General features: G+C 65.0%; 22 protein-coding genes. 14 read left to right on the top strand and 8 right to left on the bottom strand.

The window, feature by feature from the left end; genetic code table 11:
* Positions 1–12: 12 nt before the first annotated feature.
* From RPPS3_RS15450 to RPPS3_RS15425, 6 genes are read left to right on the top strand one after another with little or no spacing between them, the layout of a single operon-like run.
* Entirely contained in the window at positions 13–102 is a 90-nt protein-coding gene (locus RPPS3_RS15450; protein WP_107344886.1) for a K(+)-transporting ATPase subunit F, read from the top strand.
* A 33-nt stretch (positions 103–135) separates the two neighbouring features.
* The gene (gene kdpA, locus RPPS3_RS15445; protein WP_107344885.1) at positions 136–1,839 is read left to right on the top strand and encodes a potassium-transporting ATPase subunit KdpA; all 1,704 of its coding nucleotides are present in this window, start codon (positions 136–138) and stop codon (positions 1,837–1,839) included.
* A 19-nt stretch (positions 1,840–1,858) separates the two neighbouring features.
* On the top strand, positions 1,859–3,979 hold the full coding sequence (gene kdpB / locus RPPS3_RS15440) for a potassium-transporting ATPase subunit KdpB (protein ID WP_107344884.1): 2,121 nt from the start codon (positions 1,859–1,861) through the stop codon (positions 3,977–3,979).
* A 12-nt stretch (positions 3,980–3,991) separates the two neighbouring features.
* On the top strand, positions 3,992–4,597 hold the full coding sequence (locus RPPS3_RS15435; RefSeq protein ID WP_107344883.1) for a K(+)-transporting ATPase subunit C: 606 nt from the start codon (positions 3,992–3,994) through the stop codon (positions 4,595–4,597).
* A 45-nt stretch (positions 4,598–4,642) separates the two neighbouring features.
* The gene (locus RPPS3_RS15430; protein WP_107344882.1) at positions 4,643–7,366 is read left to right on the top strand and encodes a sensor histidine kinase; all 2,724 of its coding nucleotides are present in this window, start codon (positions 4,643–4,645) and stop codon (positions 7,364–7,366) included.
* Positions 7,363–8,055 carry a response regulator gene (locus RPPS3_RS15425; protein WP_107344881.1) on the top strand — a complete coding sequence of 231 codons (693 nt, stop codon included), beginning with the start codon at positions 7,363–7,365 and terminating at the stop codon, positions 8,053–8,055. The genes RPPS3_RS15430 and RPPS3_RS15425 overlap by 4 nt, the downstream gene beginning before the upstream one ends.
* A 10-nt stretch (positions 8,056–8,065) precedes the next feature.
* On the opposite strand, the gene RPPS3_RS15420 is transcribed toward RPPS3_RS15425, so the two are convergent.
* Both RPPS3_RS15420 and RPPS3_RS15415 read right to left on the bottom strand, forming a co-directional pair.
* The gene (locus RPPS3_RS15420; protein ID WP_107344880.1) at positions 8,066–10,495 is read right to left on the bottom strand and encodes a YbcC family protein; all 2,430 of its coding nucleotides are present in this window, start codon (positions 10,493–10,495) and stop codon (positions 8,066–8,068) included.
* Entirely contained in the window at positions 10,489–12,087 is a 1,599-nt protein-coding gene (locus RPPS3_RS15415; protein ID WP_107346625.1) for a proton-conducting transporter transmembrane domain-containing protein, read from the bottom strand. The genes RPPS3_RS15420 and RPPS3_RS15415 overlap by 7 nt, the downstream gene beginning before the upstream one ends.
* A gap of 107 nt (positions 12,088–12,194) precedes the next feature.
* Here RPPS3_RS15415 and RPPS3_RS15410 point away from each other — a divergent pair, with 107 nt between their 5' ends.
* The 3 genes from RPPS3_RS15410 to RPPS3_RS15400 all read left to right on the top strand — a co-directional run bounded on the left by RPPS3_RS15410 (position 12,195) and on the right by RPPS3_RS15400 (position 14,525).
* Positions 12,195–13,073 carry a LysR family transcriptional regulator gene (locus RPPS3_RS15410; RefSeq protein ID WP_107344879.1) on the top strand — a complete coding sequence of 293 codons (879 nt, stop codon included), beginning with the start codon at positions 12,195–12,197 and terminating at the stop codon, positions 13,071–13,073.
* Between the two features lie 111 nt (positions 13,074–13,184).
* Positions 13,185–13,832, top strand: a complete 648-nt coding sequence (locus tag RPPS3_RS15405; protein ID WP_107346624.1) for a trimeric intracellular cation channel family protein — start codon at positions 13,185–13,187, stop codon at positions 13,830–13,832.
* Positions 13,833–13,964: 132 nt separating this feature from the next.
* Complete coding sequence (locus tag RPPS3_RS15400) at positions 13,965–14,525, top strand: DUF4142 domain-containing protein (RefSeq protein ID WP_107344878.1); 561 nt, start codon at positions 13,965–13,967, stop codon at positions 14,523–14,525.
* 272 nt (positions 14,526–14,797) lie between these two features.
* Here the strand turns inward: RPPS3_RS15400 and RPPS3_RS15390 are convergent, their stop codons facing one another.
* On the bottom strand, positions 14,798–15,778 hold the full coding sequence (locus RPPS3_RS15390; RefSeq protein ID WP_107344877.1) for an NADPH:quinone oxidoreductase family protein: 981 nt from the start codon (positions 15,776–15,778) through the stop codon (positions 14,798–14,800).
* A 61-nt stretch (positions 15,779–15,839) separates the two neighbouring features.
* Positions 15,840–16,385 carry a GNAT family N-acetyltransferase gene (locus tag RPPS3_RS15385; RefSeq protein WP_107344876.1) on the bottom strand — a complete coding sequence of 182 codons (546 nt, stop codon included), beginning with the start codon at positions 16,383–16,385 and terminating at the stop codon, positions 15,840–15,842.
* Positions 16,386–16,607: 222 nt separating this feature from the next.
* Between RPPS3_RS15385 and RPPS3_RS15380 the strand changes: the two genes are divergently transcribed.
* Positions 16,608–16,955, top strand: a complete 348-nt coding sequence (locus RPPS3_RS15380) for a 5-carboxymethyl-2-hydroxymuconate Delta-isomerase (protein WP_107346622.1) — start codon at positions 16,608–16,610, stop codon at positions 16,953–16,955.
* Positions 16,956–16,973: 18 nt separating this feature from the next.
* Here the strand turns inward: RPPS3_RS15380 and RPPS3_RS15375 are convergent, their stop codons facing one another.
* The gene (locus tag RPPS3_RS15375) at positions 16,974–17,660 is read right to left on the bottom strand and encodes an oxidoreductase (protein ID WP_107344875.1); all 687 of its coding nucleotides are present in this window, start codon (positions 17,658–17,660) and stop codon (positions 16,974–16,976) included.
* Positions 17,661–17,909: 249 nt separating this feature from the next.
* On the opposite strand from RPPS3_RS15375, the gene RPPS3_RS15370 reads away from it, so the two are divergent.
* The 4 genes from RPPS3_RS15370 (at position 17,910) to RPPS3_RS15355 (ending at position 21,697) form a co-directional block, all read left to right on the top strand.
* On the top strand, positions 17,910–19,091 hold the full coding sequence (locus tag RPPS3_RS15370; protein WP_107346621.1) for a GGDEF domain-containing protein: 1,182 nt from the start codon (positions 17,910–17,912) through the stop codon (positions 19,089–19,091).
* Between the two features lie 964 nt (positions 19,092–20,055).
* Positions 20,056–20,697, top strand: a complete 642-nt coding sequence (catB, locus tag RPPS3_RS15365; protein ID WP_107346620.1) for a type B chloramphenicol O-acetyltransferase — start codon at positions 20,056–20,058, stop codon at positions 20,695–20,697.
* 300 nt (positions 20,698–20,997) lie between these two features.
* Positions 20,998–21,294, top strand: coding sequence for a type II toxin-antitoxin system HicB family antitoxin (locus RPPS3_RS15360; RefSeq protein WP_107344874.1), 297 nt, complete (start codon positions 20,998–21,000; stop codon positions 21,292–21,294).
* Positions 21,295–21,424: 130 nt separating this feature from the next.
* The gene (locus RPPS3_RS15355; RefSeq protein ID WP_107344873.1) at positions 21,425–21,697 is read left to right on the top strand and encodes a hypothetical protein; all 273 of its coding nucleotides are present in this window, start codon (positions 21,425–21,427) and stop codon (positions 21,695–21,697) included.
* A gap of 100 nt (positions 21,698–21,797) precedes the next feature.
* Here the strand turns inward: RPPS3_RS15355 and RPPS3_RS15350 are convergent, their stop codons facing one another.
* The 3 genes from RPPS3_RS15350 to RPPS3_RS15340 all read right to left on the bottom strand — a co-directional run bounded on the left by RPPS3_RS15350 (position 21,798) and on the right by RPPS3_RS15340 (position 24,048).
* Positions 21,798–22,046: a DUF2442 domain-containing protein gene (locus RPPS3_RS15350; RefSeq protein ID WP_107344872.1), complete on the bottom strand. Its 249-nt coding sequence runs from the start codon at positions 22,044–22,046 to the stop codon at positions 21,798–21,800.
* Positions 22,015–22,272: a DUF4160 domain-containing protein gene (locus RPPS3_RS15345; RefSeq protein ID WP_107344871.1), complete on the bottom strand. Its 258-nt coding sequence runs from the start codon at positions 22,270–22,272 to the stop codon at positions 22,015–22,017. The genes RPPS3_RS15350 and RPPS3_RS15345 overlap by 32 nt, the downstream gene beginning before the upstream one ends.
* Positions 22,273–22,359: 87 nt before the next feature.
* Positions 22,360–24,048 carry an AAA family ATPase gene (locus RPPS3_RS15340; protein ID WP_159060688.1) on the bottom strand — a complete coding sequence of 563 codons (1,689 nt, stop codon included), beginning with the start codon at positions 24,046–24,048 and terminating at the stop codon, positions 22,360–22,362.
* Positions 24,049–24,055: the final 7 nt, after the last annotated feature.

Below are 24,055 nucleotides of genomic sequence, written 5' to 3'. Positions count from 1 at the left end.
AGGAGAGCCGCGATGACGATCGATTACGCCCTGGCGGGCGCCGTGACCGCGGCACTGCTCGCCTATCTCACCTACGCGCTGCTGCGTCCCGAACGGTTCTGAGTTCGGCTCGGACGCACAACAAGGACGACTTTCATGACCCTCATCGGATGGTGTCAAATCGCGCTGTTCGCGGCCATCGTCGTCGCGCTGGTCAAGCCGCTCGGCTGGTACATGACGCGTGTCTTTGCTGGCGAGTGGACGCCGCTGACGCCCGTACTGCGCCCGGTCGAGACCGTGCTGTATCGCGCGGCTGGTGTCGATCCGAAGCAGGAACAGCATTGGCTGACGTTTACGCTCGCCATGCTGCTGTTTCACATCGGCGGCTTCGTCATCATCTACGCGGTGCTGCGCCTGCAGGCGCTGCTGCCGTTCAATCCGGCGGAGCAGGGCGCGGTGGCGCCGGACCTGGCGTTCAACACCGCGATCAGCTTCCTGACCAACACCAACTGGCAGAACTACGGCGGCGAGAGCACGCTGTCCTATCTGTCGCAGATGCTGGCGCTGACCCACCAGAACTTCTTGTCGGCCGCGACTGGCATCGTTTTGGCGATGGCGTTGATCCGCGGATTTTCGCGTGCATCGGTGCGAACCGTCGGCAATTTCTGGGTCGATATCACCCGCTGCACGCTGTACGTGCTGCTGCCGATCTGCATTCCCTATGCGCTGTTTTTGGTCTGGCAGGGTATGCCACAGACCTTGGGCAGCTACGTCGACGCGACCACGCTCGAAGGTGCCAAGCAGACGATCGCGGTTGGCCCGGTAGCTTCGCAGGTCGCGATTAAGATGCTCGGCACCAATGGCGGCGGCTTCTTCAATGCCAATGCCGCGCATCCGTTCGAGAACCCGACCGCATTGTCGAATTTCGTGCAGATGTTGTCGATCTTCGTGCTCGGTGCCGCGCTGACCAACGTGTTCGGTCGGATGGTCGGCAATCAGCGGCAGGGCTGGGCCATTCTCGGCGTGATGGGCGTGCTGTTCGTTGTGGGCGTCGGGATCGCCTACTGGGCCGAGGCTTCCGGAACGGCGACGCTTGATGCGCTCGGGATCACCGGCGGCAATATGGAAGGCAAGGAAGTCCGGTTCGGCATCGTGGCGTCGGCGCTGTTCGCCGTGGTGACCACCGCCGCCTCCTGCGGCGCGGTGAACGCGATGCATGACTCCTTCACCGCGCTCGGCGGCATGATCCCACTGATCAACATGCAGCTCGGCGAGATCATCGTCGGCGGTGTCGGCGCCGGCCTCTACGGCATGCTGCTGTTCGTGGTGCTGGCGATCTTCGTCGCCGGCTTGATGGTCGGCCGCACCCCGGAATACGTCGGCAAGAAGATCGAGGCCCGCGAAGTGAAGATGGCGATGCTGGCGATCCTGGTGCTGCCGCTGATGTATCTCGGCTGGACCGCGGTCGCCGTCGTGCTGCCGTCGGCGGTTGCCTCGATGGGCAATGCCGGGCCTCACGGCTTCAGCGAGGTGCTGTACGCCTTCACCTCGGCGACCGCGAACAACGGTTCGGCCTTCGGCGGGCTCACCGGCAACACGTTCTTCTACAACCTCACCTTGGCAACCGCGATGTTCGTCGGCCGCTTCATGATGATCGTGCCGACGATGGCGATCGCAGGATCGCTTGCGGGCAAGAAGCTGGTGCCGCCGTCGGCCGGCACGCTGCCGACGACCGGCGGGCTGTTCGTCGGCCTGGTCGTCGGCGTGATCCTGATCGTTGGCGGCCTGACCTTCTTCCCGGCGCTCGCGCTCGGCCCAGTCGTCGAGCAGCTCTCGATGACCGCCAAGACCCTGTTCTGAGACATTCGGAGTGACTGCAATGGATGCGGTTCAAATCAAGACGCGCGGCAAGTCGTCGACCTTGCTGGATCCGAAGATCGTGTTGCCGGCGATCGGCACATCGCTCGCCAAGCTCGATCCTCGGGTGATGATCAAGAATCCCGTGATGTTCGTGGTGGAAGTGGTCGCGGCGCTGACCACGGTGCTGTTCGTACGGGATCTTGTCACTGGCAGCGCGGATCTGTGGTTCACCGGGCAGATCATCCTGTGGCTGTGGTTCACAGTGCTGTTCGCCAACTTTGCCGAAGCGGTCGCCGAAGGACGCGGCAAGGCGCAGGCCAATACGCTGCGCGAAACTCGCGTCGGGACTGTCGCGAAGCGGCTGCTGATGTCTGGCAACACCGAGCTGTATGAAGGTGTCGCGGCCGAGCATCTCGCGGTCGCCGATCTGGTGCTGGTCGAAGCCGGAGACGTGATCCCCGGCGACGGCGAGGTGGTGGAAGGTGTGGCCTCGGTCAATGAGGCGGCGATCACCGGCGAGTCCGCGCCGGTGATCCGGGAATCCGGCGGTGACCGTTCGGCGGTGACCGGCGGCACCACGGTGATCTCCGATCGGATCGTGGTGCGGATCACCGCGGAAGTCGGCCATTCGTTCCTCGACCGGATGATCAAGCTGGTCGAAGGCGCGGAGCGGCAGAAGACCCCGAACGAGATCGCGCTGAACATTCTGCTTGCCGGGCTCACCATCATCTTCGTGTTCGCAACCGTGACGATCCCGAGCTTTGCGGCCTATGCGGGCGGCCAGATCTCCGTGGTGATCCTGGTGGCGCTGTTCGTCACGCTCATCCCGACTACCATCGGCGCGCTGCTGTCGGCGATCGGCATTGCCGGCATGGACCGGCTGGTGCGCTTCAACGTGCTGGCGATGTCGGGCCGTGCCGTCGAGGCCGCGGGTGACGTCGACACGCTGCTGCTCGACAAGACCGGCACCATCACGCTGGGCAATCGCCAGGCGACCGCGTTCCGTCCGGTGCGGGGCGTTAGCGAACGCGATCTGGCCGACGCTGCTCAGATGGCATCGCTTGCCGACGAAACGCCGGAAGGCCGCTCGATCGTGGTGCTGGCCAAGGAGAAGCACGGCATTCGCGGACGTGATCTGGCGGAGCTGGGGGCCCACTTCATTCCGTTCACCGCACAGACCCGCATGAGCGGCGTCGACATCGGTGGATCGTCGATCCGTAAGGGGGCCGTCGACTCGATCCTCGTCTCCGTCGCGGCTGTCCCCGGCGTTGCAGTCACCCAAGGAAATGCCGCGCGCGCGATCGAGACGGTATCCAACGTCGAGGGCGCCCAAGAGCTTGTCGCGATCGCGGACGAGATCGCCAAGGCCGGCGGCACACCGCTTGCTGTCGCGCGTGACGGCAAGCTGCTCGGCGTCATTCAGCTCAAGGACATCGTCAAGGGCGGCATCCGCGAACGCTTCGCCGAACTGCGGCGGATGGGCATCCGCACGGTGATGATCACCGGCGACAATCCGATGACCGCCGCGGCGATCGCCGCCGAAGCCGGTGTCGACGATTTCCTCGCTCAGGCGACTCCGGAGGACAAGCTCAGGCTGATCCGCGACGAGCAAGCCAAGGGCAAGCTGGTGGCGATGTGCGGCGACGGCACCAATGATGCGCCGGCGCTGGCGCAGGCCGATGTCGGCGTGGCGATGAATTCCGGCACACAGGCGGCGCGCGAAGCCGGCAACATGGTCGACCTCGACTCCAACCCGACCAAGCTGATCGAAGTGGTCGAGATCGGCAAGCAGCTGCTGATGACGCGCGGGGCGCTGACCACGTTCTCGATCGCCAACGACGTCGCCAAGTACTTTGCCATCATCCCGGCGATGTTCCTGGCGTTCTACCCGCAGCTCGGCGTGCTGAACGTCATGCATCTCGCCAGCCCGCAGAGCGCGATCCTGTCGGCGATCATCTTCAACGCGCTGATCATCATCGCGCTGATCCCGCTGGCGCTAAAGGGCGTCTCGTATCGCCCAGTTGGCGCAGCGGCGCTGCTGCGGCGCAATCTTCTGATCTATGGCCTCGGCGGAATCCTGGTGCCCTTCGTCGGCATCAAGGCGATCGATCTGGCCGTCTCGGTCCTGCATCTGGTGTGAGGAGAAGTCGTCATGTTGAAGCAAGTTCGCCCCGCTGTCGTGTCGCTGTTGGCGCTCACCATGATCACCGGTCTGGCCTATCCGCTCGCTGTCACCGGCATTGCCGCCGTGCTGTTTCCGTATCAGGCCCAGGGTAGTCTGGTGGAACGCGGCGGCCAGATCGTCGGCTCGGCGTTGATCGGGCAGGAGTTCAAAGAGGACCGTTATTTCCATGGCCGTCCTTCGGCCACCACGGCACCCGACCCGGCCGATGCCAGCAAGACGATCCCGGCACCGTACAATGCAGCGAACTCCGGCGGCTCCAATCTCGGTCCGACCAGCAAGGCTCTGGCGGATCGTATGAGCGAAGACGTGGCCAAGCTGAAGGCTGAGAACCCAGCCGCCGCGATCCCGGTCGATCTCGTCACCACCAGCGGCAGCGGGCTCGATCCGGATGTCTCGCCGGAAGGCGCGTTATTTCAAGTGCCGCGTGTCGCCAAGGCGCGTGGCGTCCCTGAGGAGCAAATCCGCAAACTGGTCACAGCCTCTGTGCAGCCGCCGCTCGGCGGCGTGCTCGGCGAGCCGCGCGTCAAGGTATTGAAGCTCAATCTGGCGCTCGACGCGGCGGTGCCGCGCTGACGCGCGCTGCTAGGCGAGTCCGCTGCGGTCGGATATATTTTGCCGATGCCTGATCCGTGCGCTGAGCCGCCTTCGCGACCATCTCCGGACGCCTTGCTTGAACAGGCAAGGCGGCAGGAGCCGGGCACGGGCCGGCTGAAGGTCTTCCTCGGCGCGGCTCCGGGCGTCGGCAAGACCTTCGCGATGCTGCAGAGCGCGCACGCCCGCGCCAAGGCCGGGGTCGATGTGGTGATCGGCTACGCGGAGACCCACGGCCGCGCCGAGACAGAGGCCTTGCTCGCCGGCCTGGAGACTGTCCCGCGCCGGCGCATCGCCTATAAGGGCCAGACCCTCGAAGAGATGGACCTCGATGCGGTGCTGGCGCGCCGCCCGCAGCTCGCCATCGTCGATGAGCTGGCGCACAGCAATGCTCCGGGCAGCCGCCATCCCAAGCGCTATCTGGACGTGCTGGAGCTGCTGGCGAACGGCATCGACGTCTACACCGCGGTCAATATTCAGCACATCGAGAGCCTGAACGATGTGGTGGCGCAGATCACCACGGTCCGGGTGCGTGAGACCGTGCCGGACTCGGCGTTCGAGCGCGCCGATGCGATCGAACTGGTCGACCTGACGCCGGACGACCTGATCCAGCGCCTCAAAGAGGGCAAGGTCTATGTGCCCAAGCAGGCCGAGCGCGCGCTGGAGCATTATTTCTCGCCGGGCAACCTGACCGCGCTGCGCGAACTGGCGCTGCGGCGTACCGCCGAGCGGGTCGACGAGCAGCTGTTGTCGCACATGCAGGCCAATGCGATCGCCGGGCCGTGGGCAGCGGGCGAGCGCGTGCTGGTGTGCGTCAGCGACGATCAGCGCTCGCAAGGGCTGGTCCGCTATACCAAGCGGCTGGCCGACCGGCTGCGCGCGCCGTGGACGGCGATCAACATCGAGACGCGGCGCAGTCTGTCGCTGACCGAGCAGCAGCGGGATCGGCTCGCCGATACGTTGCGTCTGGCCGAGGCGCTCGGCGGTGAGGCGCTGGCGATCCCCGGCGGCGATCGCAGCCTGGCGCACGACATCCTGGCATTCGCGCGCGCCAACAACATCACCCAGATCGTCGTCGGCAAGGCACCGCGCTCGTTCTGGTCCGAAGCGCTGCGCGGCTCCACCGTGCACGAGCTGGTGCGTGGCTCCGGCAACATCTCGATCCACGTCATGACCGGGACGGCGGTTTCGGCCGAGGAAAACCGGAGCCGTTCGCTGCGGCCGGCGGAGGGCAGCGAGCCGTTCAACCCGTGGCCGTATCCGATGGCGCTCGGGATGGTCGGTATCGGCCTCGGCGTCGCCAAGCTGATCGAACCGTTCTTCAGCATCGAGAACGTCGACTTGGTGTTTCTCACCGCGGTTGTCGGCGTTTCGGTCCGCTATGGACTCGGGCCGTCACTGCTGGCGAGCCTCGCGGCATCGCTCTGCTACAACTTCTTCTTCCTGCCGCCGGTCTACACCTTCACCATCACAGACCCGACCAATATCGTCGCGTTCTTCTTCTTCATGCTGATTGCGATCCTGGTGTCGAATCTCGCCGGCCGTGTCCGCGCCCAGGCTACCGCAGCCTCGCAACGCGTGCGAACAACGGAGTCGCTGTACGCTTTCAGCCGGAAGCTCGCCGGCACTGCTGCGCTCGACGACGTGCTGTGGGCGACCGCCTATCAGATCGCGCTGATGCTGAAGGTGCGGGTGGTGCTGCTGCTCCCCGAGCAGGGCCGCATCGCCGTCAAGGCCGGCTATCCGCCGGAGGATCAGCTCGATCCGGCAGATCTGGCCGCAGCGAATTGGACGTGGGAGAACGACCGCGTCGCGGGCCGCGGCTCCGACACTTTGCCCGGCGCGAAGCGGCTGTTTCTGCCGATGCGGACCGGGCGGGGGCCGATCGGCGTGATCGGGATCGATGACGACCGCGCCGGGCCGTTGCTGACGCCGGACCAGCGGCGGCTGCTCGACGCGCTCACCGACCAGGGAGCGCTCGCAATCGAGCGTGTGCATCTGGTCGAGGATATGGACCGGGTCAAGCGCGATGCCGAATCCGACCGATTGCGGCAGGCGCTGCTCACCTCGATCTCGCACGATCTGAAGACGCCGCTCGCCGCGGTGCTAGGCGCGGCAACCACGATGCGGGATCTGGCGCCGCATCTGAGCGATGCGCAGCGGACCGAACTGATCGGCACCATCGTCGAGGAATCCGAACGTCTCAACCGCTTCATCGCCAATCTGCTGGACATGACCAAGCTCGAATCCGGTGCCGTGGTGCCGAACAGCGCGGCCCACGATCTCGGCGAACTGGTCGGCGCCACGCTGCGCCGCGCGACGTCGATCCTGGCTCAGCATACGGTGAAACTGGATCTCGGCCAGGATCTGCCGATGATCGAGGTCGATCCGGTGCTGTTCGAACAGGCGCTGTTCAATCTGCTCGACAACGCAGCGAAATACGCGCCGGCTGGCAGCGCGATCCAGCTTCGGGCTGTGCAGAGCGGCGGTCAGGTCGAGCTCCAGGTGCGCGATGAAGGTGAGGGGATTCCGCCTGCCGAGTTGGAAACCGTGTTCGACAAGTTTTATCGTGTGCGAAAGGGCGATCATATAAGGCCCGGCACCGGCCTCGGCCTGGCGATCGCACGAGGTTTTATCGAAGCGATGGGCGGGCGACTGTCGGCCGGCAATCGCTCCGATCGCAGCGGTGCCGCGATGACCATCCGTCTTCCCGTCGCATCGCGCCGCGATGCTTTGATCAGTGCAGCGTGAGTGCCATGGCGATTAAAGTTCTGGTCATCGACGACGAACCGCCAATTCGGAAGCTTCTGCGGATGGGCCTTGGAAGCCAAGGCTACGAAGTGATCGAAGCCAGCAACGGCAAGCTTGCGCTGCAGGCGATGGCGAACACGCCGCCCGATCTCGTCGTGCTCGATCTCGGGTTGCCGGATCTGCCGGGCCATGAGCTGCTTCGGCAGATCCGTTCGCAGAGCGAGGCGGTGCCGATTGTCGTGCTGTCGAGCCGTGGCGATGAAGCCGGAAAGGTCGAAGCGCTGGACCTCGGCGCTGACGACTACGTCACCAAGCCGTTCGGCATGGATGAACTGCTGGCGCGCCTACGTGCCGCGCTGCGGCATCAGCTTCAGGTGCAGGGCGAGCGTCCGCTGTTCCGCGTCGGCGATCTGTCGGTCGATCTGGTGCGGCGGATCGTCAAGCTCGGCGACAAGGAGGTCAAGCTGTCGCCGAAGGAATACGATCTGCTGCGCGTGCTGGTGCAGCACGCCGGCAAGGTGCTGACGCACAAGTTCCTGCTGCACGAATTGTGGGACGAACTCACGGACGCGCAATATCTGCGGGTCTATGTCCGCCAGCTCCGGCAGAAGATCGAACCCGATCCCGAGCGTCCGCAGTATCTGCTGACGGAAACCGGGATCGGATATCGATTGAAGGCGCCGAACTAAGCTCGCCGGTTCACGCGAGCTCTGCGACCGACTGTTCCTGTGCCGCAGGCGTCACGACGACGTCCCAGCGGCCGTTGCCGACGTAGCGCCGGTCCATCGTGCCGTCATCGTCGAGCGTGAACAGATGCATCCAGCCATTGTCGAACAGTGTGCGCACGTCCGGGTGGCGATCGAGGATGGTGGTAATCGCCTCGTGTGGAGCTTCGATCAGAACCGACAGCCGGAGCGGCTGGTGGACGAGGCGTTCGCCATCATGCACCGATTGCCACGGCAAGCCGCCGCGCAGCAGGCCGCCATTGCCTTCGACGACGCCGATCCCGCCGGTGACGTTGTGCAGCAGCTTGTTGCCGGCGCCGAATGTTTCCGGCGCGACGGTGGAGCCGTAGTACTGCAGGCTGATCCAGCTCGCGACCACCACTGGCGCGGTGAGGATCAGCTCGAGCACCGAGAAATCTGTGTCCTTGCGCCAGTCATAGTCGTGCAGGAAGGCTTGGCCCTGAAGGTCACGACCGCTGGTGTGGGACCGCGGCGCGGCGATGAAGGCCCGGCAGCCGGCGAGCGCCCATTCAGGGCGGACCTCGGCCCAATCGCGTGCCCGCCGTGCAATCGCGCCGCCCGTCACCGCCCGTGGCAACCGCAACGCCCGCTCACTCCGCGTCAACGCGCCGGCGGTGGCGAGCCAGGCCCGCGTTTGCGCGAGGTCTGCAGCGTGGACCGGCGAGGGATGATCTGCATCGTACAGCGTCACTGCGTCCGTGGTGGTGTCATGCAGCGCGCCGACGAACAGCGTATCGGCCGGGATCGCGATGCCGCGACCGGCGAGCGCAGCGCGGACCTCCGGATCGTTGAGCAGGCCGGCGAGTAGCCGCGCATTGACGTCGCCAGGGAAGCCACCGCAAGCGCCACAATGCAGCGCGCTGGCGTGGGGATTGTTGACGACGCTGGCACCATGCCCGGCGATCAGGACCAGCGGCGCGAATGGCCCCGTAAGCGACATCGCCTTTAGCACCGCTTCGGCCGTGTCAATCCGAGCACCGAGAGCGAGCGGCGGATCAAACTGCGGTGCCGGATCAGCGCTTGTCTTATGCTGACCGGCCCTCAGGCCATCGCTGAGCAACTTGGCGACATAGACCGGCCCCATCGACTCGACGAAAGCGAAGGACGAGATCGCGGCCAGCTTGAAGCGGCCCCAGGCGCGCTTGGCGCGCGCAGCAACACGTTTTGCCCGGTCGTTCGCCTCGTGTGCGTGCGAGTGTCCGCCGCAGCTGGTGGTGACGCGCGGGGGCAACAGCACCGGCAGGCGGGCTTCGACGACGTCGGAGGCGAACCGCCGATGCGCAATCGGAAGGCCGAAGAAGCCGCCGAAGCCGAGCGTGCGGATCCGCGGATCGAGGCTTTCCAGTGCGCGCCGGAACGGCTCGGAGCGAACGTCGATGCAAAACGCCATTTGCAGCGTTGGGCGATTATCCGGCCTCGGCTGCATTGAGGTCGACAACACGGTCTGAAGCTTCCGCTGCGCGGCGCGGTCAACCGCGTCCTGCAGGGTGGCGTTGATCTGATCGTCTTCCGCCGGCTGCAGCGGCTGCGCGTAGGCATCGATCGCGTCGGCCCAATCTGCCGCGATCCGGGCCTGGTACTTGCGCAGCAGGGCCGACTCCCACACTGCGCAGATGGCGATGAGATCGGTCACCGTTGTGTCGGTGCGGCCGGCAAGCTCTGCCTGCCAGAACCGGTAGCGCGCGAGCTGAGCCCACCCGCCGAGACTGATCAGCAGGCGATGGAAGTAGCTCTCCGATGCAGCTTCGCTCAGGCCAAGCTGCTCCACGGCGCGGATCAACGCCGCTTCGGCAGTCTCCGGAGCAGCGGCGACGTCCGCCGCAAAGCCGGTGAGGCCGAAGATCTCTGGCGTCAGGTCGTGGGTCGCGGTCAGCCGCCAGGCCGCATATGCGTTCGGTCCCTTCGGTGCGGCCCACAGCGCCTGGCCGCGATCGAAAAAACCGCTCGCCCAGGCGCTGATGCGCTCGGCGACGAAGCTGGTCCAGTCGAAGCCCGAGACAGCGCTCGCAAGCTCGGCGACAGTCGGCAGCGCCTGCGGCGGCGCGATGTCGATCTGCGCAGCCCGCTTTAGGTCGGCGATCGTTGGCGGACGTGAGGTTGGCGGTGCGGCGTCGAGCGCAGCGGCAAGGTCGACGTCGCTGATCTCGCCGGAAGCGATCCGCTCGGCGTACCAAGCTCTTGGCATCGTCAAGGCCGCACCTGCGACGCGGCGAAGCCGGGCGGCCGCCGTAGCCAGCGGTTCTCCGCTCTGGCCGAGGAACGGGTTGACCGCGACGCTCGACTCCAGCGGCCACAGCGGCGGGATGGCGCGGGCGGCGCGCCCGGCTGCCTCATGCACGGCGGTGAGGTTGAGCTGAGGGACGGGGGGCTTGGTCATCAGCATGGGTGGGCTCCTTCGGCCGGATCACGAGGTGGTGCGGCGGACCAGCCGCTCAGCAGGCGATCGAGGGCGGCGTTGATGTAGAGGCCGTTCGACAGATGGACGCGCAGACCTGCGGTCGCAGGGTGCGAGGTCCACAGCGGGAACAGCGCCTGGGCGATGGCGATGCCGCCGAAGCTCAGCACCGCCAGCGATATCAGCGTCCATTCCAGCCGGCCGGGCGCGAGCGGCGGCGGCAGTGTGCCGGCGGTCAGCCATTCGGCGGCCGTCTGGAGCGCGAAGTAACCGGCGGCGGTTGCGGCGGAGTAGATCGCGGTGCGGCGGGTCAGCAGCCGCGGCGCGGCGTCGGCCAAGCCTTGGGCCAGCAGATAGGCGACGCCGAACACCAGGATGGCGCCGAGCGCGAGCGACTGCGGCGGTTTGTGATCGAACCCGAACATCAAGCCGAAGCCGGCGCCGATCGCCACGTAGATCGCCAGTGCTGCCAGGAAGGCCCGCGCCACGGCCTGGCCGCTCGGCACCGCGATCGGACCGGGGCGGCGGATCGCGACGATCTGTTCGACCGCGCCGCCTGAGGCGAGGAAGGCGTGCGCCTTGTAAAGCGAGTGGGCGACGATGTGCAGCAGCGCCAGCGGAAACAGCGCCAGCCCGCATTCCAGCATCATGAAGCCCATCTGCGCCACGGTGGACCACGCCAGCGAGGTTTTCACCGCCGGCTGGGTCAGCATCACCAGTGCGCCGAACAGTGCGGTGAAGCCGCCGACCATAGCCAACACCGCAAGCACGCCGGGCACCGTTATCATCAGATCGGCGAAGCGGATCAGCAGGAATCCGCCGGCATTGATCACGCCGGCATGCAGCAGTGCCGACACCGGCGTCGGCGCTTCCATCACTTCGGTGAGCCAGCCATGGGTAGGGAATTGCGCCGACTTCAGTAGCGCTGCAACAGCCAGTAAGCCGGCCGCAATCATCGCAGCGGCCGGCGCATCACCGGCACGTGCGACGGCGTTGATGGTGGCGATGTCCGTGGTGTGATATGCGGTCGCGAGCAGCGCCACGCCACCGAGCATCGCGGCGGCACCGACGCTGGCAAACAGCCGCTTCTTGCGGGCGGCGCGCTGCGCCGTGGCGCGGTTCGGATAGAACAGCAGCAGTCGGTGCAGACACTCGCTGGTGGCGATCCAGCATGCAGCGAGCTGCACCAGATTGCCCGACTGCACCAGCAGCAGCACCGCGGCGACCGCCGTGCACAGCCAGCCAAGAAACGCGCCCTGACGCGCCTCGCCGTCGAGATACGTCCGCGCGTAGCGCACCACGATCCAGCCGACGAAGCCGACCAGGAGCAGCATGGTGGCGCTGACGGCATCGAGCCGCGCCGACAGGCCGACGCCGGCGAAGCCTATCAGAGGGCTCGTCGCGGGGCCGACCATGATCAGCACCGCGAGCGCACCGGCGGTGATGACGAAAGCCAGCAGTGCCGCGGCCTCGGCTATCGCCGGCACCAGCGGCGGGCGCCGGCCGGGTCGCGCGAAGGCGAACGCTGCGGCGATCAGCAGGGGCAGCGGTGCGGCGAGCGGCAGCAGATCGAGGGGCACGAGGCTGTTCTCCGATGCGGGCGATGAAGGTTCGTCGCCGGGATAGACCGGTGGCCGGATCAAAGAAAATGCATTGTTTTCGGAATGACGTTCGCTAAAATCGAACGATGAACGCGCTCAACTACAACCATCTGCGCTATTTCTGGGCGGTCGCGCATGACGGCAATCTGACCCGCACGGCGCAGCGGCTGAACCTGACGCAGTCGGCGCTGTCGGTGCAGATCCGCAAGCTCGAGGAGCGGATCGGCCACGCGCTGTTCGAGCGCCGCGGTCGGCAATTGCATCTCACCGAAGCCGGTCGCATCACCCTCGATCATGCCGACGCGATCTTCGCCACGGGTGAGGAGCTGATCGATACGCTGCGCAACACCGGGGTGGCGCGGCAGGCGCTGCGGGTGGGGGCGCTGGCGACGCTGTCGCGCAACTTCCAGATGGCGTTTCTGCGCCCGGTGCTCGGCCGGCCCGACGTCGAACTGATTTTGCGCTCGGGAAGTGCGGCGGAGCTGTTGCAGCTGCTCGGGGCGCTGAGCCTCGATGTGGTGTTGATCAACCACGCCCCGGCGCGCGACAGCGTCAACCGGCTGGTGGTGCACCGGCTCGCCGAGCGCTCGGTCAGCCTGATCGGCACCCGCGCCCGGCTGCGGCGGAAGGGCAGTCTCGAAGACCGGCTGCGCAGCCATCCGGTGATCGTGCCGACCGCGGGCAGCAGCATCCGGATGGGCTTCGACGCGCTGGTGGCGCGGCTCGGCATCCGGCCGCAGATCGCCGCCGAGGTCGAGGACATGGCGATGATGCGGCTGCTGGCGCGGGAGGATCTCGGTCTCGCGGTGCTGCCGCCGATCGTGGTCAAGGATGAGCTCGACGACGGCCGGCTGATCGAAGCCGAGCAGCTGTCCGGCATCGTCGAGACCTTCTACGCGGTGACGATCGAGCGGCGCTTTCCCAATCCGGTACTGACCAAGCTGCTGCGGGCGAAGAAGATCTAGCGGTGGAAGCGGGGCGGACCCAATGCACTTCGCGCGTGAAGCGGTGTAGCTTCGGCGAAGTCGGCGCGGCGTAGCGTGCGCGGTCTAAAGAAGGCGACGGGTCTCGACATCATGGACAAGTTTCCGGTTCTGCTCGATCTGGCTGGAACCTTCGTATTCGCGCTCAGCGGCGCGGTGGCCGGAGCGCGGCGGCGGCTCGATCTGTTCGGCGTGCTGGTGCTGGCGTTCGCGGCCGGCAATGCCGGCGGCATCACCCGCGACGTGCCGATCACCGCGGTGCCGCCGGTCGCGGTGCAGGACTGGCGCTATCTCGGGGTGTCGCTGCTCGCCGGCCTCGTCACCTTCTATCTGGTGCCGGTGGTCGTGCGGATCAGCAGCGCGATCCTGTTGTTCGACGCTGCGGGGCTGGCGCTGTTCGCCGTCACCGGCGCCACCAAAGCGCTGGCGCACGGGCTCAGCCCGGTGACGGCGATCGCGCTCGGCGTGGTCACCGGGATTGGCGGCGGCATGGTGCGCGACATGCTGCTGGCCGAGATTCCGACCGTGCTGCGCGCCGAGCTGTATGCGGTGGCGGCGGCGATCGCCGCGGCGATCATCGTGCTCGGCCAGATGCTGCATTGGCCCGACGGGCCGGTCACCACCGCGGCGCTGCTGGCGTGCTTTGCGCTGCGCGTCGCCGCGATCCGCCGCGGCTGGCGGTTGCCAGTGGCGAAGATCGAGGAGCCGGCGCCGAGCGACAAGCCGGGACAGGGCAATTAGCGGGCGGTGACCCCGCGCCGGTGTCGCAGCCAGGAACGGAGCGTTCGCGGTCGAGTTGCATCGATCAACAGACCCGCGCCGGTGAGTTCCGCGCGCGGCATCCTCGACACGCGGACATCAGGAGACACCGATATGAAGGGCGCCATCGTTCTGTTGAGCGGCATGCTGCTCGCCACCCCCGCCGCCGCGCAATCGGCCGCGCAGGCACCCGGCGCGCCGCCGGTCGCGATCAGCTCGACCACGGCGGGCTTCATCCAGCAGGTCGCGATCTCGGATCTGTTCGAGACCGCCTCGGCGCGGCTTGCGCTCGCCCGCGGCACCGACGCGCAAAAGCAGTTCGCCAATCAGATGCTGCAGGACCATGGCAAGACCTCGGCCGACGTCCGCCGCCTGATCGCGCAGCGCGGGCTCAAGGTCGACGTCCCGAGCCAGCTCGATCCGCCGCATCAGGCGCTGCTCGACAAGCTTAACGCCACCGAGGGCGACGCCTTCGCCGCGACCTATGCCGAGCAGCAGGTGCAGGCGCATCAGCAGGCGGTGACGCTGTTCCGCGGCTATGCGGGCAATGGCGACTTCTCCGAGCTGAAGCAATGGGCCGCGCAGACGCTACCGGTGCTCGAGCATCATTTGCAAATGGCGCAGCAGCTCGGCAGCGGCAACGCCGCGACAGTCGGCACCTCGCCGGCGAAATAAGCGCTGTGACGGGCGATCATGAGTGTGGGTATCACGTCATTGCCGGGCTCGACCCGGCAATCCATCTTCTTCTTCGATGCGTGCTGACGCACGGGATGGATGCGCGGGTCATGCCCGCGCATGACGCGGGTAAATGGGGACAGGCTTTGTGAACGCGCTCGGCAGAACGTCGTCATTGCGAGGAGCGCAGCGACGAAGCAAACCAGGCTTAGTGCACGGAGCTCTGGATTGCTTCGCTTCGCTCGCAATGACGGTGCGGCAATTCCTCTGCGTTACGGCGCGATCCGGATGACCACTTTGCCGAGCGCGTCGCGGCTGGCGAGGGTGGTGAAGGCGGCGCGGAAATCTTCCAGCGCGAAGGCCGAGACGATCGCCGGCTTCAGCGCGCCGCTGGCGAGCAGCCGCGATAGCTCGGCGGTGCAGCGCGCCAGCACGTCCGGCTCGCGCCGCGGCAGTTGGGCGAGGTCGACGCCGAGCAGGCTGCCGCCTTTCAGCAGCGGCAGGTTGAACGGCAGCGCCGGGATGCTGCCGGCCGCGAATCCGACGACGATGTGCCGGCCGTTCCAGGCGATCGAGCGAAACGCTTCGACCGCGACCGGCCCGCCGATCGGATCGAAGATCAGGTCGGCGCCGTGACCGCCGGTCAGCGTCTTGAAGGTGTCGCGCCAATCCGGCTGGGTGTAGTCGATCACGGCGTCGGCGCCGAGCTTCAGCGCGAAGTCGCGCTTCTGTTCGGTGGATGCTCCGGCGATGACACGGGCGCCGAGCAGTTTGCCGATCTGGATCGCCGCGGTGCCGACGCCGCCGGCGGCGCCGAGCACAAGCAGGATCTCGTCCCGCTGCAGCCTGGCGCGCTCGGCGAGCGCGTAGTAGGCGGTGAGGTAGTTGGCCCGGAACGAGGCGCCTTCTTCCGGTGAGACGCCGTCCGGCAGCGGCGCGACCGCGTCGGCCGGCACCACGATGTATTCGGCGAGCGCACCGGAGCGCGCCATCCCCATCACCATCTGGCCGGGCGCAAGGTTGGCGACGCCGTCGCCGGCCGCGTCGATCACGCCGGCGAATTCCGTGCCGGGAATGAACGGCAGCGGATCCTTGGTCTGATAGCGGCCCTGTACTTTGAGGCCGTCGACGAAGCCGATGCCGACCGCCTGCACCCGGACCCGCACCGATCCCGGTGTCACCGCCGGCCGCGCGATCTGTTTCAACGCGACCTGGTCGATCGCGGCATAGTCTTCGACGACGACGGCTTTCATCAGGGGCTCGGGCGCTGGCAAGGGCGATGGTCCTTTTCGTGAGAGGAAATTAGGCGGGCTTTCAGCAGATCTTTTCGAACCGGAAGAATCCGCCGTCGGGCGGCAGGCCGTCCGGCTCGGCTTGATGTTCGAGCTCGTGCTCGTGCGGATCGGGGTGACGGTCGTTGTAGTATTCGACGATCTTGAAGCCGCATTTGTTGACGTAGAAGTGGATATTGCGGCGTTCGAAATACGGCGTGTGGGTCTGCCACACTTTGGTCTGCGGATAGCGCTGTTCGATCGCCCGCCACGCGGCGGTGCCGAGGCCGCGGCCGTGCGCCGACGTGGCGATGAAGAACAGGTCGAGCGAATTGTGCTGGGTCGAAGCGTCGATCCGCACCACCACGCCGCCGACGCGTTCGCCGTTCGCGATGATGTGCAGCACCTCGGCGCCCGGCGCATCGAACGATCGCTGGATGTCGCTGTCGGCTGGAATGCGCTCGCCCGGAATCGAGCCGAACTCTTCGACCACGGCGACCGCGAACGCGTCCTGCAGCTCGCGCATGAAGACGGGGAGATCCTGTTTCGCCGCGGGGCGAAGCGTGACGTGCTGGTCGGGGCGGTTCAAGCTCGAGAGCTCCTGTTGGGCTCGGTCGGCAGAGAGGCCGAGCTGGCTGCGTTGAATCGCAGCCTTCGTCCGCGATGGTGGCGTCGAGATGGCGCGGGCTCGATCGCATTTGCGCATACAGCGATCGGCGGCGCGGCGCTTGCGTTGATCCGCCGCGGGCTTGACCGCGCCAGCGGCAGCGCCAATGAAGGCGCGGTGGTCACGGCGAACGAGGGACGGGCGATGCCGCATCTGGTGATGGACTATTCCGGCGACGATCTCGGCCGCGACCGGATCGCGCCGCTGCGCGCGCAGCTTGCCGTCGCCGCGGCGGCGACCGGCGTGATGCAAGCGGCCGACATCAAGGTGCGGGCGCGCGGCTTCGACGACTATCTGGTGGCGGGCAAGCGCGACAGCTTCGTGCATCTTGCCGTGTTCATGCTGGCCGGCCGCACGCCGGAGCAGAAGGTCGCGCTCAGCGTCGCGCTGCGCCAGACCCTGGTCGAGCATTGCCCGGACATCACCAGCCTCAGCGTCGACATCCGCGACATGGACCCGGAGGCCTACAAGAAGCGGCTGAAGCAGGCGTAGGGCGTTGGGTCGCGGCCTCTAGCGGCGAAGCAGCGCCATCATCTCGCGCCAATGATAGATCTGCAGCTTCGGCGCAGCGGTCCGTGCCGCCGCGATCATCGCCAGCGCGACGTCGCCGGCGTCGATGCCGCGATAGCGATCGGCGGCGCCGCGCAGCAGCGGGTTGATGATGTGTGCGAGCGCAATGAACAGCCGCTCCACCGGGCGGTGCTCGGCGCGCTCGCCCATCAGCATCGACGGGCGGAAGATCGCGGTGCGGGGAAAGCCCAGCGCGATGATGTCGCGCTCGGCCTTGCCCTTGGTGCGGAGATAGAACGAGCGTGAGGCCGCGTCGGCGCCGACCGCGGTGACCAGAAACACCGCCTGCGCACCGGCCTCGCGCGCGATCCGCGCGGCCTCAACCGGATAGTCATGGTCGATCTTGTAGTATGCAGCTTCGTCCGGCGTCTGCTTGCGCGTGGTGCCGAGCGCGATGAACACCTCGTCGGCTTTGAGCTGCGCGGCCAGCGCCGGCAGCCGGTCGAGATCGCCGATCAGCACCGTCAGCTTCGGATCGCTGAAGGCCAGCGGCCGCCGCACCACCGCGATCACCCGCGCATAGTCGGCGCTGTCCAGCAGTCCGCGCAGGAGCTGCGAACCGATCAAGCCTGTCGCGCCGAACACCAGCGCGGTTTTCGAAGCGGAGCTATCGCCGGATGTGACCATGTGCGACAGGATGGCACAGGCGCGTGGCGGACCGCAACGCCAAGCCGCACAGCATCTGCGGCGACGGTCAAGGCGAAGGTTCCTCAGAAACAGTTTCCAGCACTATCCGGGACGCGCGGTGAAGCACGCTGCGCCGATCGGCCGAACGCGATGTCACTTGGCTAAAATTGTATCGAGTGCGTGGTGGATTTAGATAGCGGATAGAGGCACAACACGCGGACTTCAGTGTGCGAGGTCGCGACGTTCGAGATGCAGGGTTCGGTTGTCAGAGTCACGTTATCCCTGATCGGGCCGGGCATCATCAGCGTGTTCGGCATCGCGTTTCTTGCGGCCTGGAGCTACGACCGGCGGCGGCCGTATCTCGTCCTTCTGGCCGCCGCGTGTGCGCTGTTCGCGCTCGGTGCGTCGAGCCAGATTCTCTATTGGCCGCGCGACACCGGCCTCAATGCGATGGTGTCGGGCGCACTCTACACCTGCGCGGTCATCGCGGCCGTCGAAGGCGTGCTGAGCCGGTCGGGCAGGGCGTTCGGCTTGTGGATCGATATTGCGATCTTCGCCGCGTTTTCCCTGGCGCTCTGGTACTTCTTCTACGTCGATCGCAGTCTGCTGGCGCGGATCTACGTGCAGAATTTCGGCTACGGACTTCTGCTCTGCGTCGCCGCGCTGCGGCTTTCGCAGCTCAGACGCGGCCGCGTGGTCGACCGCATCCTGTTCTGGACGCTGTTTCTGTTCGGGCTGCACTTCTTTCCGCGCACCGTGTTCACGGTCGGCGTGTCGCCGCCGGCCGGTGAACCCGCTTTCGCCGACTCCGTGTTCTGGCAGACGCTGCAATTGTCGCTCGCCGTCCTCGGCGCAGCGTCGGCGATGGCCACCTTGGCCGCGGCGGTGTCCGACCTGATCGATGATCTGCGCCGCGAGCGCGATCTCGACCATCTGACCGGACTGCTCAACCGCCGCGGCTTCGAGACGGAGATCGCGGCTCCGATGCGCCGCGCGCCCGCAGGCGGGGCGCTGATCCTGTGCGACGTCGACCATTTCAAATCGATCAACGATACGTTCGGTCATGACGTCGGCGACGTGGTGCTGCAGGAGATTGGGACGATCCTGCGCAGAACCGCCCGCAAGGGCGATCTGGTCGGCCGCTGGGGCGGCGAGGAGTTCGCCGTGTTCCTGCCGGACGCATCGCGCTCCGATGCCGCCGAATGCGCCGAGCGGCTCCGCCAGACCATCGCGAACAGCCGCATTCCCGGTCTGGACGACAGATCAGTGACCGCGAGCTTCGGGGTGGCGACGATCCGTGAAGCCGGCGACTGGGCGGCGCTGTACAAGCTGGCGGACAGTCGGCTTTATGTGGCGAAGGCATCGGGCCGGGACCGCACGGTCGATCGCGGGATGTCGGCCGATAGATCGCTGCGCGAACCGGTCGCGTAGCCCGGATCAGCGAAGCGATAGCCGGGAGCGGCATCTCGGCGGCACTGCCGGGCGGCGCTGCGCATTCGGAACAGCGCTGTACGCACCAGGCGTAGTTCGCCGCGTCCGTCTGGATCACACTGTCACGGGATCACACTGTCAAACAGCCACGGCGTCGCGATCTCGCGGCTCTGCCGAGCCCGAGTTTTGCGCCCGTCGTCATCGCGACGAGGGGCGGGGGCGCGCCGCTTGGCGCAAAGTTGGTGGTTGATCGCGATGGCTTGCGAACCATCGCGCGACGCCGTCACGGCGCGCCCACCAGCGGCGATCTTTTGGCATCGGGACCGTTCTTCCGGGCGCGGGGAGCACGGGGATTTCTCCCGCCTCGTTCCGTCCCGTCCAGCCTCGCGATGGGCAGCCGCTCATAGTAGCGGCGGACGGCGACCTTCTGCCTCCCGGACGACGTGGGTGCGAACCACCTCGCGCAGGACGCCGCGTCAGGCTCGACGCCGCTGCGCCATGCAGCTTCGCCAAACCCTCACCGGCTGGTCTCCCAGCCGGCGATCTGTCCCGCTCAACGACGCCTCGCGAAGCGCCCCTCACGGACAGGACGATGCGGACTATAATCCTTGTAGGAATATTGTCAAGTGGCATAGCCCGTAGCCCGGATGAGCGCAGCGATATCCGGGAGCGGCATGTCAGTGGTGCGAAGAGTCCCGGGTCTCGCTGCGCTCACCCGGGCTACGCTTTCTTTTCCGATCCACAGGACGCCGACGGCCAAGTGGAGCCGACCTTGGCATTGGGCTGCAGAATGCGTCATCTTACGAGAATGAAGGCCACACACAGTACCACCGGCATCGCGCTTCCGCGGATCTGACGCTGGAAGCTGCAGCAGGCGATCGCCCGGATCGCTCGCTGTCGGTCACCCGAGAAACTCGGGTGAGCCATCGCCGCATGCGCGGCTTGCGAACCATTGGTCCTCATGATGCATAACGTCTTCGAAAGCCCGTTCAAGGGCATCACGCTCGATCGCCTTGTCGCCAATCCGAATATCCGGGTCGGCCGCTACAGCTACTATTCGGGCTATTATCACGGTCATGGCTTCGACGACTGCGCCCGCTTCCTTCTGCCGGACGACGGTGTCGACAAGCTCGTGATCGGTTCGTTCTGCTCGATCGGCTCGGGCGCGGCTTTCATCATGGCCGGAAACCAGGGGCATCGCAGCGACTGGATCAGCACCTTCCCGTTCTTCTGGATGCCCGAAATGCCGGCCTTCGCCGGCGCGGCAAACGGATTCCAACCCGCGGGCGACACGGTGATCGGCAACGATGTCTGGATCGGCACCGAAGCCATCGTCATGCCCGGCGTCAGAATTGGCGATGGCGCGGTGATCGGCGCGCGGGCTGTGGTGACGAATGACGTCGAGCCTTACGCCATCGTCGGCGGCAACCCCGCGAAGGTGATCCGAAAGCGGTTTGGCGATCCCGACATCGCGCGGCTGCTCGAGCTTCGCTGGTGGGACTGGAGCGACGATCAACTGAGAGTTGCTATGCCCATCCTGACCAGCGGCGACATTGCGGCCCTTCACCGTCACTGGCAGACGGTCGTCCAATCGCAGCGCAGCTAGTCCCGTAGCCCGGATGAGCGCAGCGACATCCGGGAACAGCATCTCGGCGGCGCGAACAGTCCCGGGTGTCGCTGCGCTCACCCGGGCTACGCTGATCCACTCGATGGACTCTGGGCATCGTTTGCGCGTCCGACCTCACCGCCGTCATTCCGGGGCGCGCCGCCTTGCGGCGCGAAACCGGAAACTCACGGCACTTTGGTGAGGGCCAAAGGTCACCGCATTGCCATCTCGCGAGCACAGGGAGTATGGAATTTCGGGTTCGCGCTCCGCGCGCCCCGGAATGACGAGCAAGGAGGTCCGATGAGTGCATCATCCGGCTATCTGGCGCTGGTCTACAAGGACAGCGACACCTGCTACGGCGTCGCCTTTCCCGACGTGCCCGGCTGCATCTCGGCCGGCGACACCTTCGAGCAAGCGATCGACAACGCCGCCGAAGCGCTCGGCGGTCACCTCGCATTGCTGCGTGCCGACGGCGATCCGATCCCGCAGCCACGAAGCATCGAGCAGTTGCGCGACGACCCGGAGTTCGTCGCGGACGCCGCTGATGTCGTGGTGGCGTTCGTCCGCCCGCATGCGGAGCGAGCGGCGGCGGAGTGACGAGCCGCATCGTCTGCGGCCCGGATGAGCAAAGCGATATCCGGGATCAGCATCTCGGCGCACGAAGACTCCCGGGTATCGCTGCGCTCACCCAGGCTACGCTTGCTGTCGACCCGAGGAAGTGGTTTCGATGACCTGCGATGTCAAAGAAGTGCTCATCGCGCTCAATGCGGTAATTGGCGGCGGCGAGATTGATGTCGATGCCGTGAAATCGCTCCGCTGGTCAGTCGACCCGGAGATGGAAGGACTGATGGATGATATTTATCGGGAGCTGATAATATTCGCGAGTGATGACGATGACAGACGCCGGGATCGATCGTATGACGAAACTTGGCGCAGGAATATGATCAAATGGCGCGATCGGTTAACGAGCGCTCTTGAACGAAGGGACTCGTTGTCCTGAGCTAGTCCCGTAGCCCGGATGAGCGAAGCGACATCCGGGGGCAGCATCTCGGCGGGGCAAAGAGACTCGGGTATCGCTGCGCTCACCCGGGCTACGCTTGCTAAGCAGCAGTTTCCGATGTTTGCGTCACGTCGCCACGGCCTGCCAGGAGGCCGGCGACCGAGATATCCTCGTCGAGCGCGTCCCAATGCAGGCCGACGCGGCTCAATTCCACCTGTGCGCGCTCCGCAGGCGTCGCTCGCAACAGGCGTGGAAACCAAGCCAGCGGCACGCCGAGGGTGCGGCCATCCGACAGCTCGACCCACATCGTGTGATCGTCAAAGCGGACGCTGGTGGCTGAAATGGTCATGCCATGCTCTCAGGATCAGGTCGCGGTTTTCAGCGACGGCCAACACTATAGCGGAAAGCTCGCGCCGATTGAACCCGTAGGCGTCGGCGATCGCGATCTCCGGAACCAGCCAGATCTTGGCATCCTTTCCGCCGCCCTTGACATGAATATGCGCCGGCTCGGGCGGCAGCCCTTCGTTGGAGAAGAAGTAGTATCTCAACCCGTCGCGGCGAAATACGACCGGCATAGATGCCTCCAACGTCGCAGCCCATCGGCTCGGTGAGATTGGCGGATTACGCTATGCTAATCCGCCCTACGGCTAGGCTTGCTGCGGTTACCTCGCATCCTTTCCAAAGATCTTCTTGGCAAGCGCGCCAAGGTCCGCATCTTTCGGGCCGGGTGATGCCTTTAAGAGGTCGAATTTAACCCCTGCATCCCGCAAGATGCGCCGGACCTTTGCCAATCGGCGTTTCCCCTTCATTAGTTCGAAGGGCGAGTGTGTTGCTGCCTTCGCGGCCTCTGCACTAAGCTTGCCGTAGTTTATTTGGCCGATGGTCCCGAGTTTCCGAGCAACGTCGACACGTCCGTTCACGTATGACGAAATAATCTCGTCGTGCTCGCCATCGGTGATTTCTTTCATGAGGTCGTCAACGTTGATGTCTAAATCTTTGAGGTAGTTTGATAAAAAGTCCTTTGTGCAGAAATAGCCCTCCACATCGATCCCCGCAGTAACAAAAGGTTCAGCCCCTGTCTTCCTAATCTCCTTTTTCCATTCGTCTACTTCCTCTTGTGTCAGATAATCTCGATCGCGATGAACGATGATTGCAGCCTTCGAGATGTCTTTGATTTGTCGAACAAGCGGCTTCAATAGGTGTGGGGTAGTGACCCCATTGTAGGGAAGTATGGCGGTCTTCTCTGTGTCGAACCCCGAATTGCGAAGTAGAAAAGTTATTAGGTTCGTTATTCTGTCTTCGGTCAGTAGAATTGCTTTGTATTTTCCCTCTGAGATTTTTTCCTTTATGTCCAGTGCTCCTAGTTCCAGTAAAATATCAACTTGGTCATCGGGTTGCGCCGTTTCAACTGCCCCAGACCGAACCCAAAGAATTTTGGCGTCATTGTACATCGTATCTATCACGTGACGTGAGTGAGTGGTGACCATCACTTGAACGTCGCGATCTATTGATAAAGATGATAGTAATGAGCAGAGGAGTCTTTGATTGTTTGGGTGGAGGTGTGAGTCCGGTTCGTCAAGTATGATGAGCTTGGGTGCAAAAAGGTGGAAGTAGGATAGAATTTGAATGGATTGAAGTAGTCCTGTTCCGGCTAGATCTAGCGGAACTCGACGGGCGCCTTCGGCTACGCTGACCGTTATGTATTGGTCGACCGACGAATTGAATACGACTTCTAGGCGCACCGATGGAAATATTAGGGCCAGATCATCTTCGAAGGCGCTCCATTCTGGCTTGCTGTGTAGTCTGTAGAGGATGTTTCGCAGGACGATGTTTGCGTCGCCCCGAGCCAATGCTCTTAGAAGTACGCCATCAGAAACGTAATTTTCAGTTCGAGAGACGCCTGCAAGCCCTGGCGAGAATACCGAGTAGGGGGCGTCGAGTTTCGAGACAGATTTCGCTGAATCTGTATTGTCGACGGCAACCAGAAGGTTGGTAATTCGGCCCTTCCGAATGGTCAGGTCGAGTTCTTCTCCATTGTCAAACGTGAATGTTATACTGATAGAGCGGTCTGCATCCTCAAGTAAGCGTCCTCCATGTCCTAATGAGTAGGGGTCTTCGGACGGTATGTATATCAGCTCAGTTGGGCTGATTGTCAGGGAGGTCTTATCCTTCGCGGGCCACTTATTCAGGATGCTGAGCGATTGAAAAAGCGTGAATGCAAAGTGAACGGCTTGAATGATGGTGCTCTTGCCTGAGTTGTTTCCTCCGACCAATATATTGACGCCGTCCACGTCAAAATTGACAGAGTCTAGTCGTTTGAATCTCTTGATCTGAATATTTCTAATCTTCATAGGTGTT

Source organism: Rhodopseudomonas palustris, from assembly GCF_003031265.1.
Taxonomy (GTDB): Bacteria; Pseudomonadota; Alphaproteobacteria; order Rhizobiales; family Xanthobacteraceae; genus Rhodopseudomonas; species Rhodopseudomonas palustris_H.
Note: the sequence above shows the minus strand (reverse complement) of the source record. Positions and strands in the feature narration are given on the sequence as shown.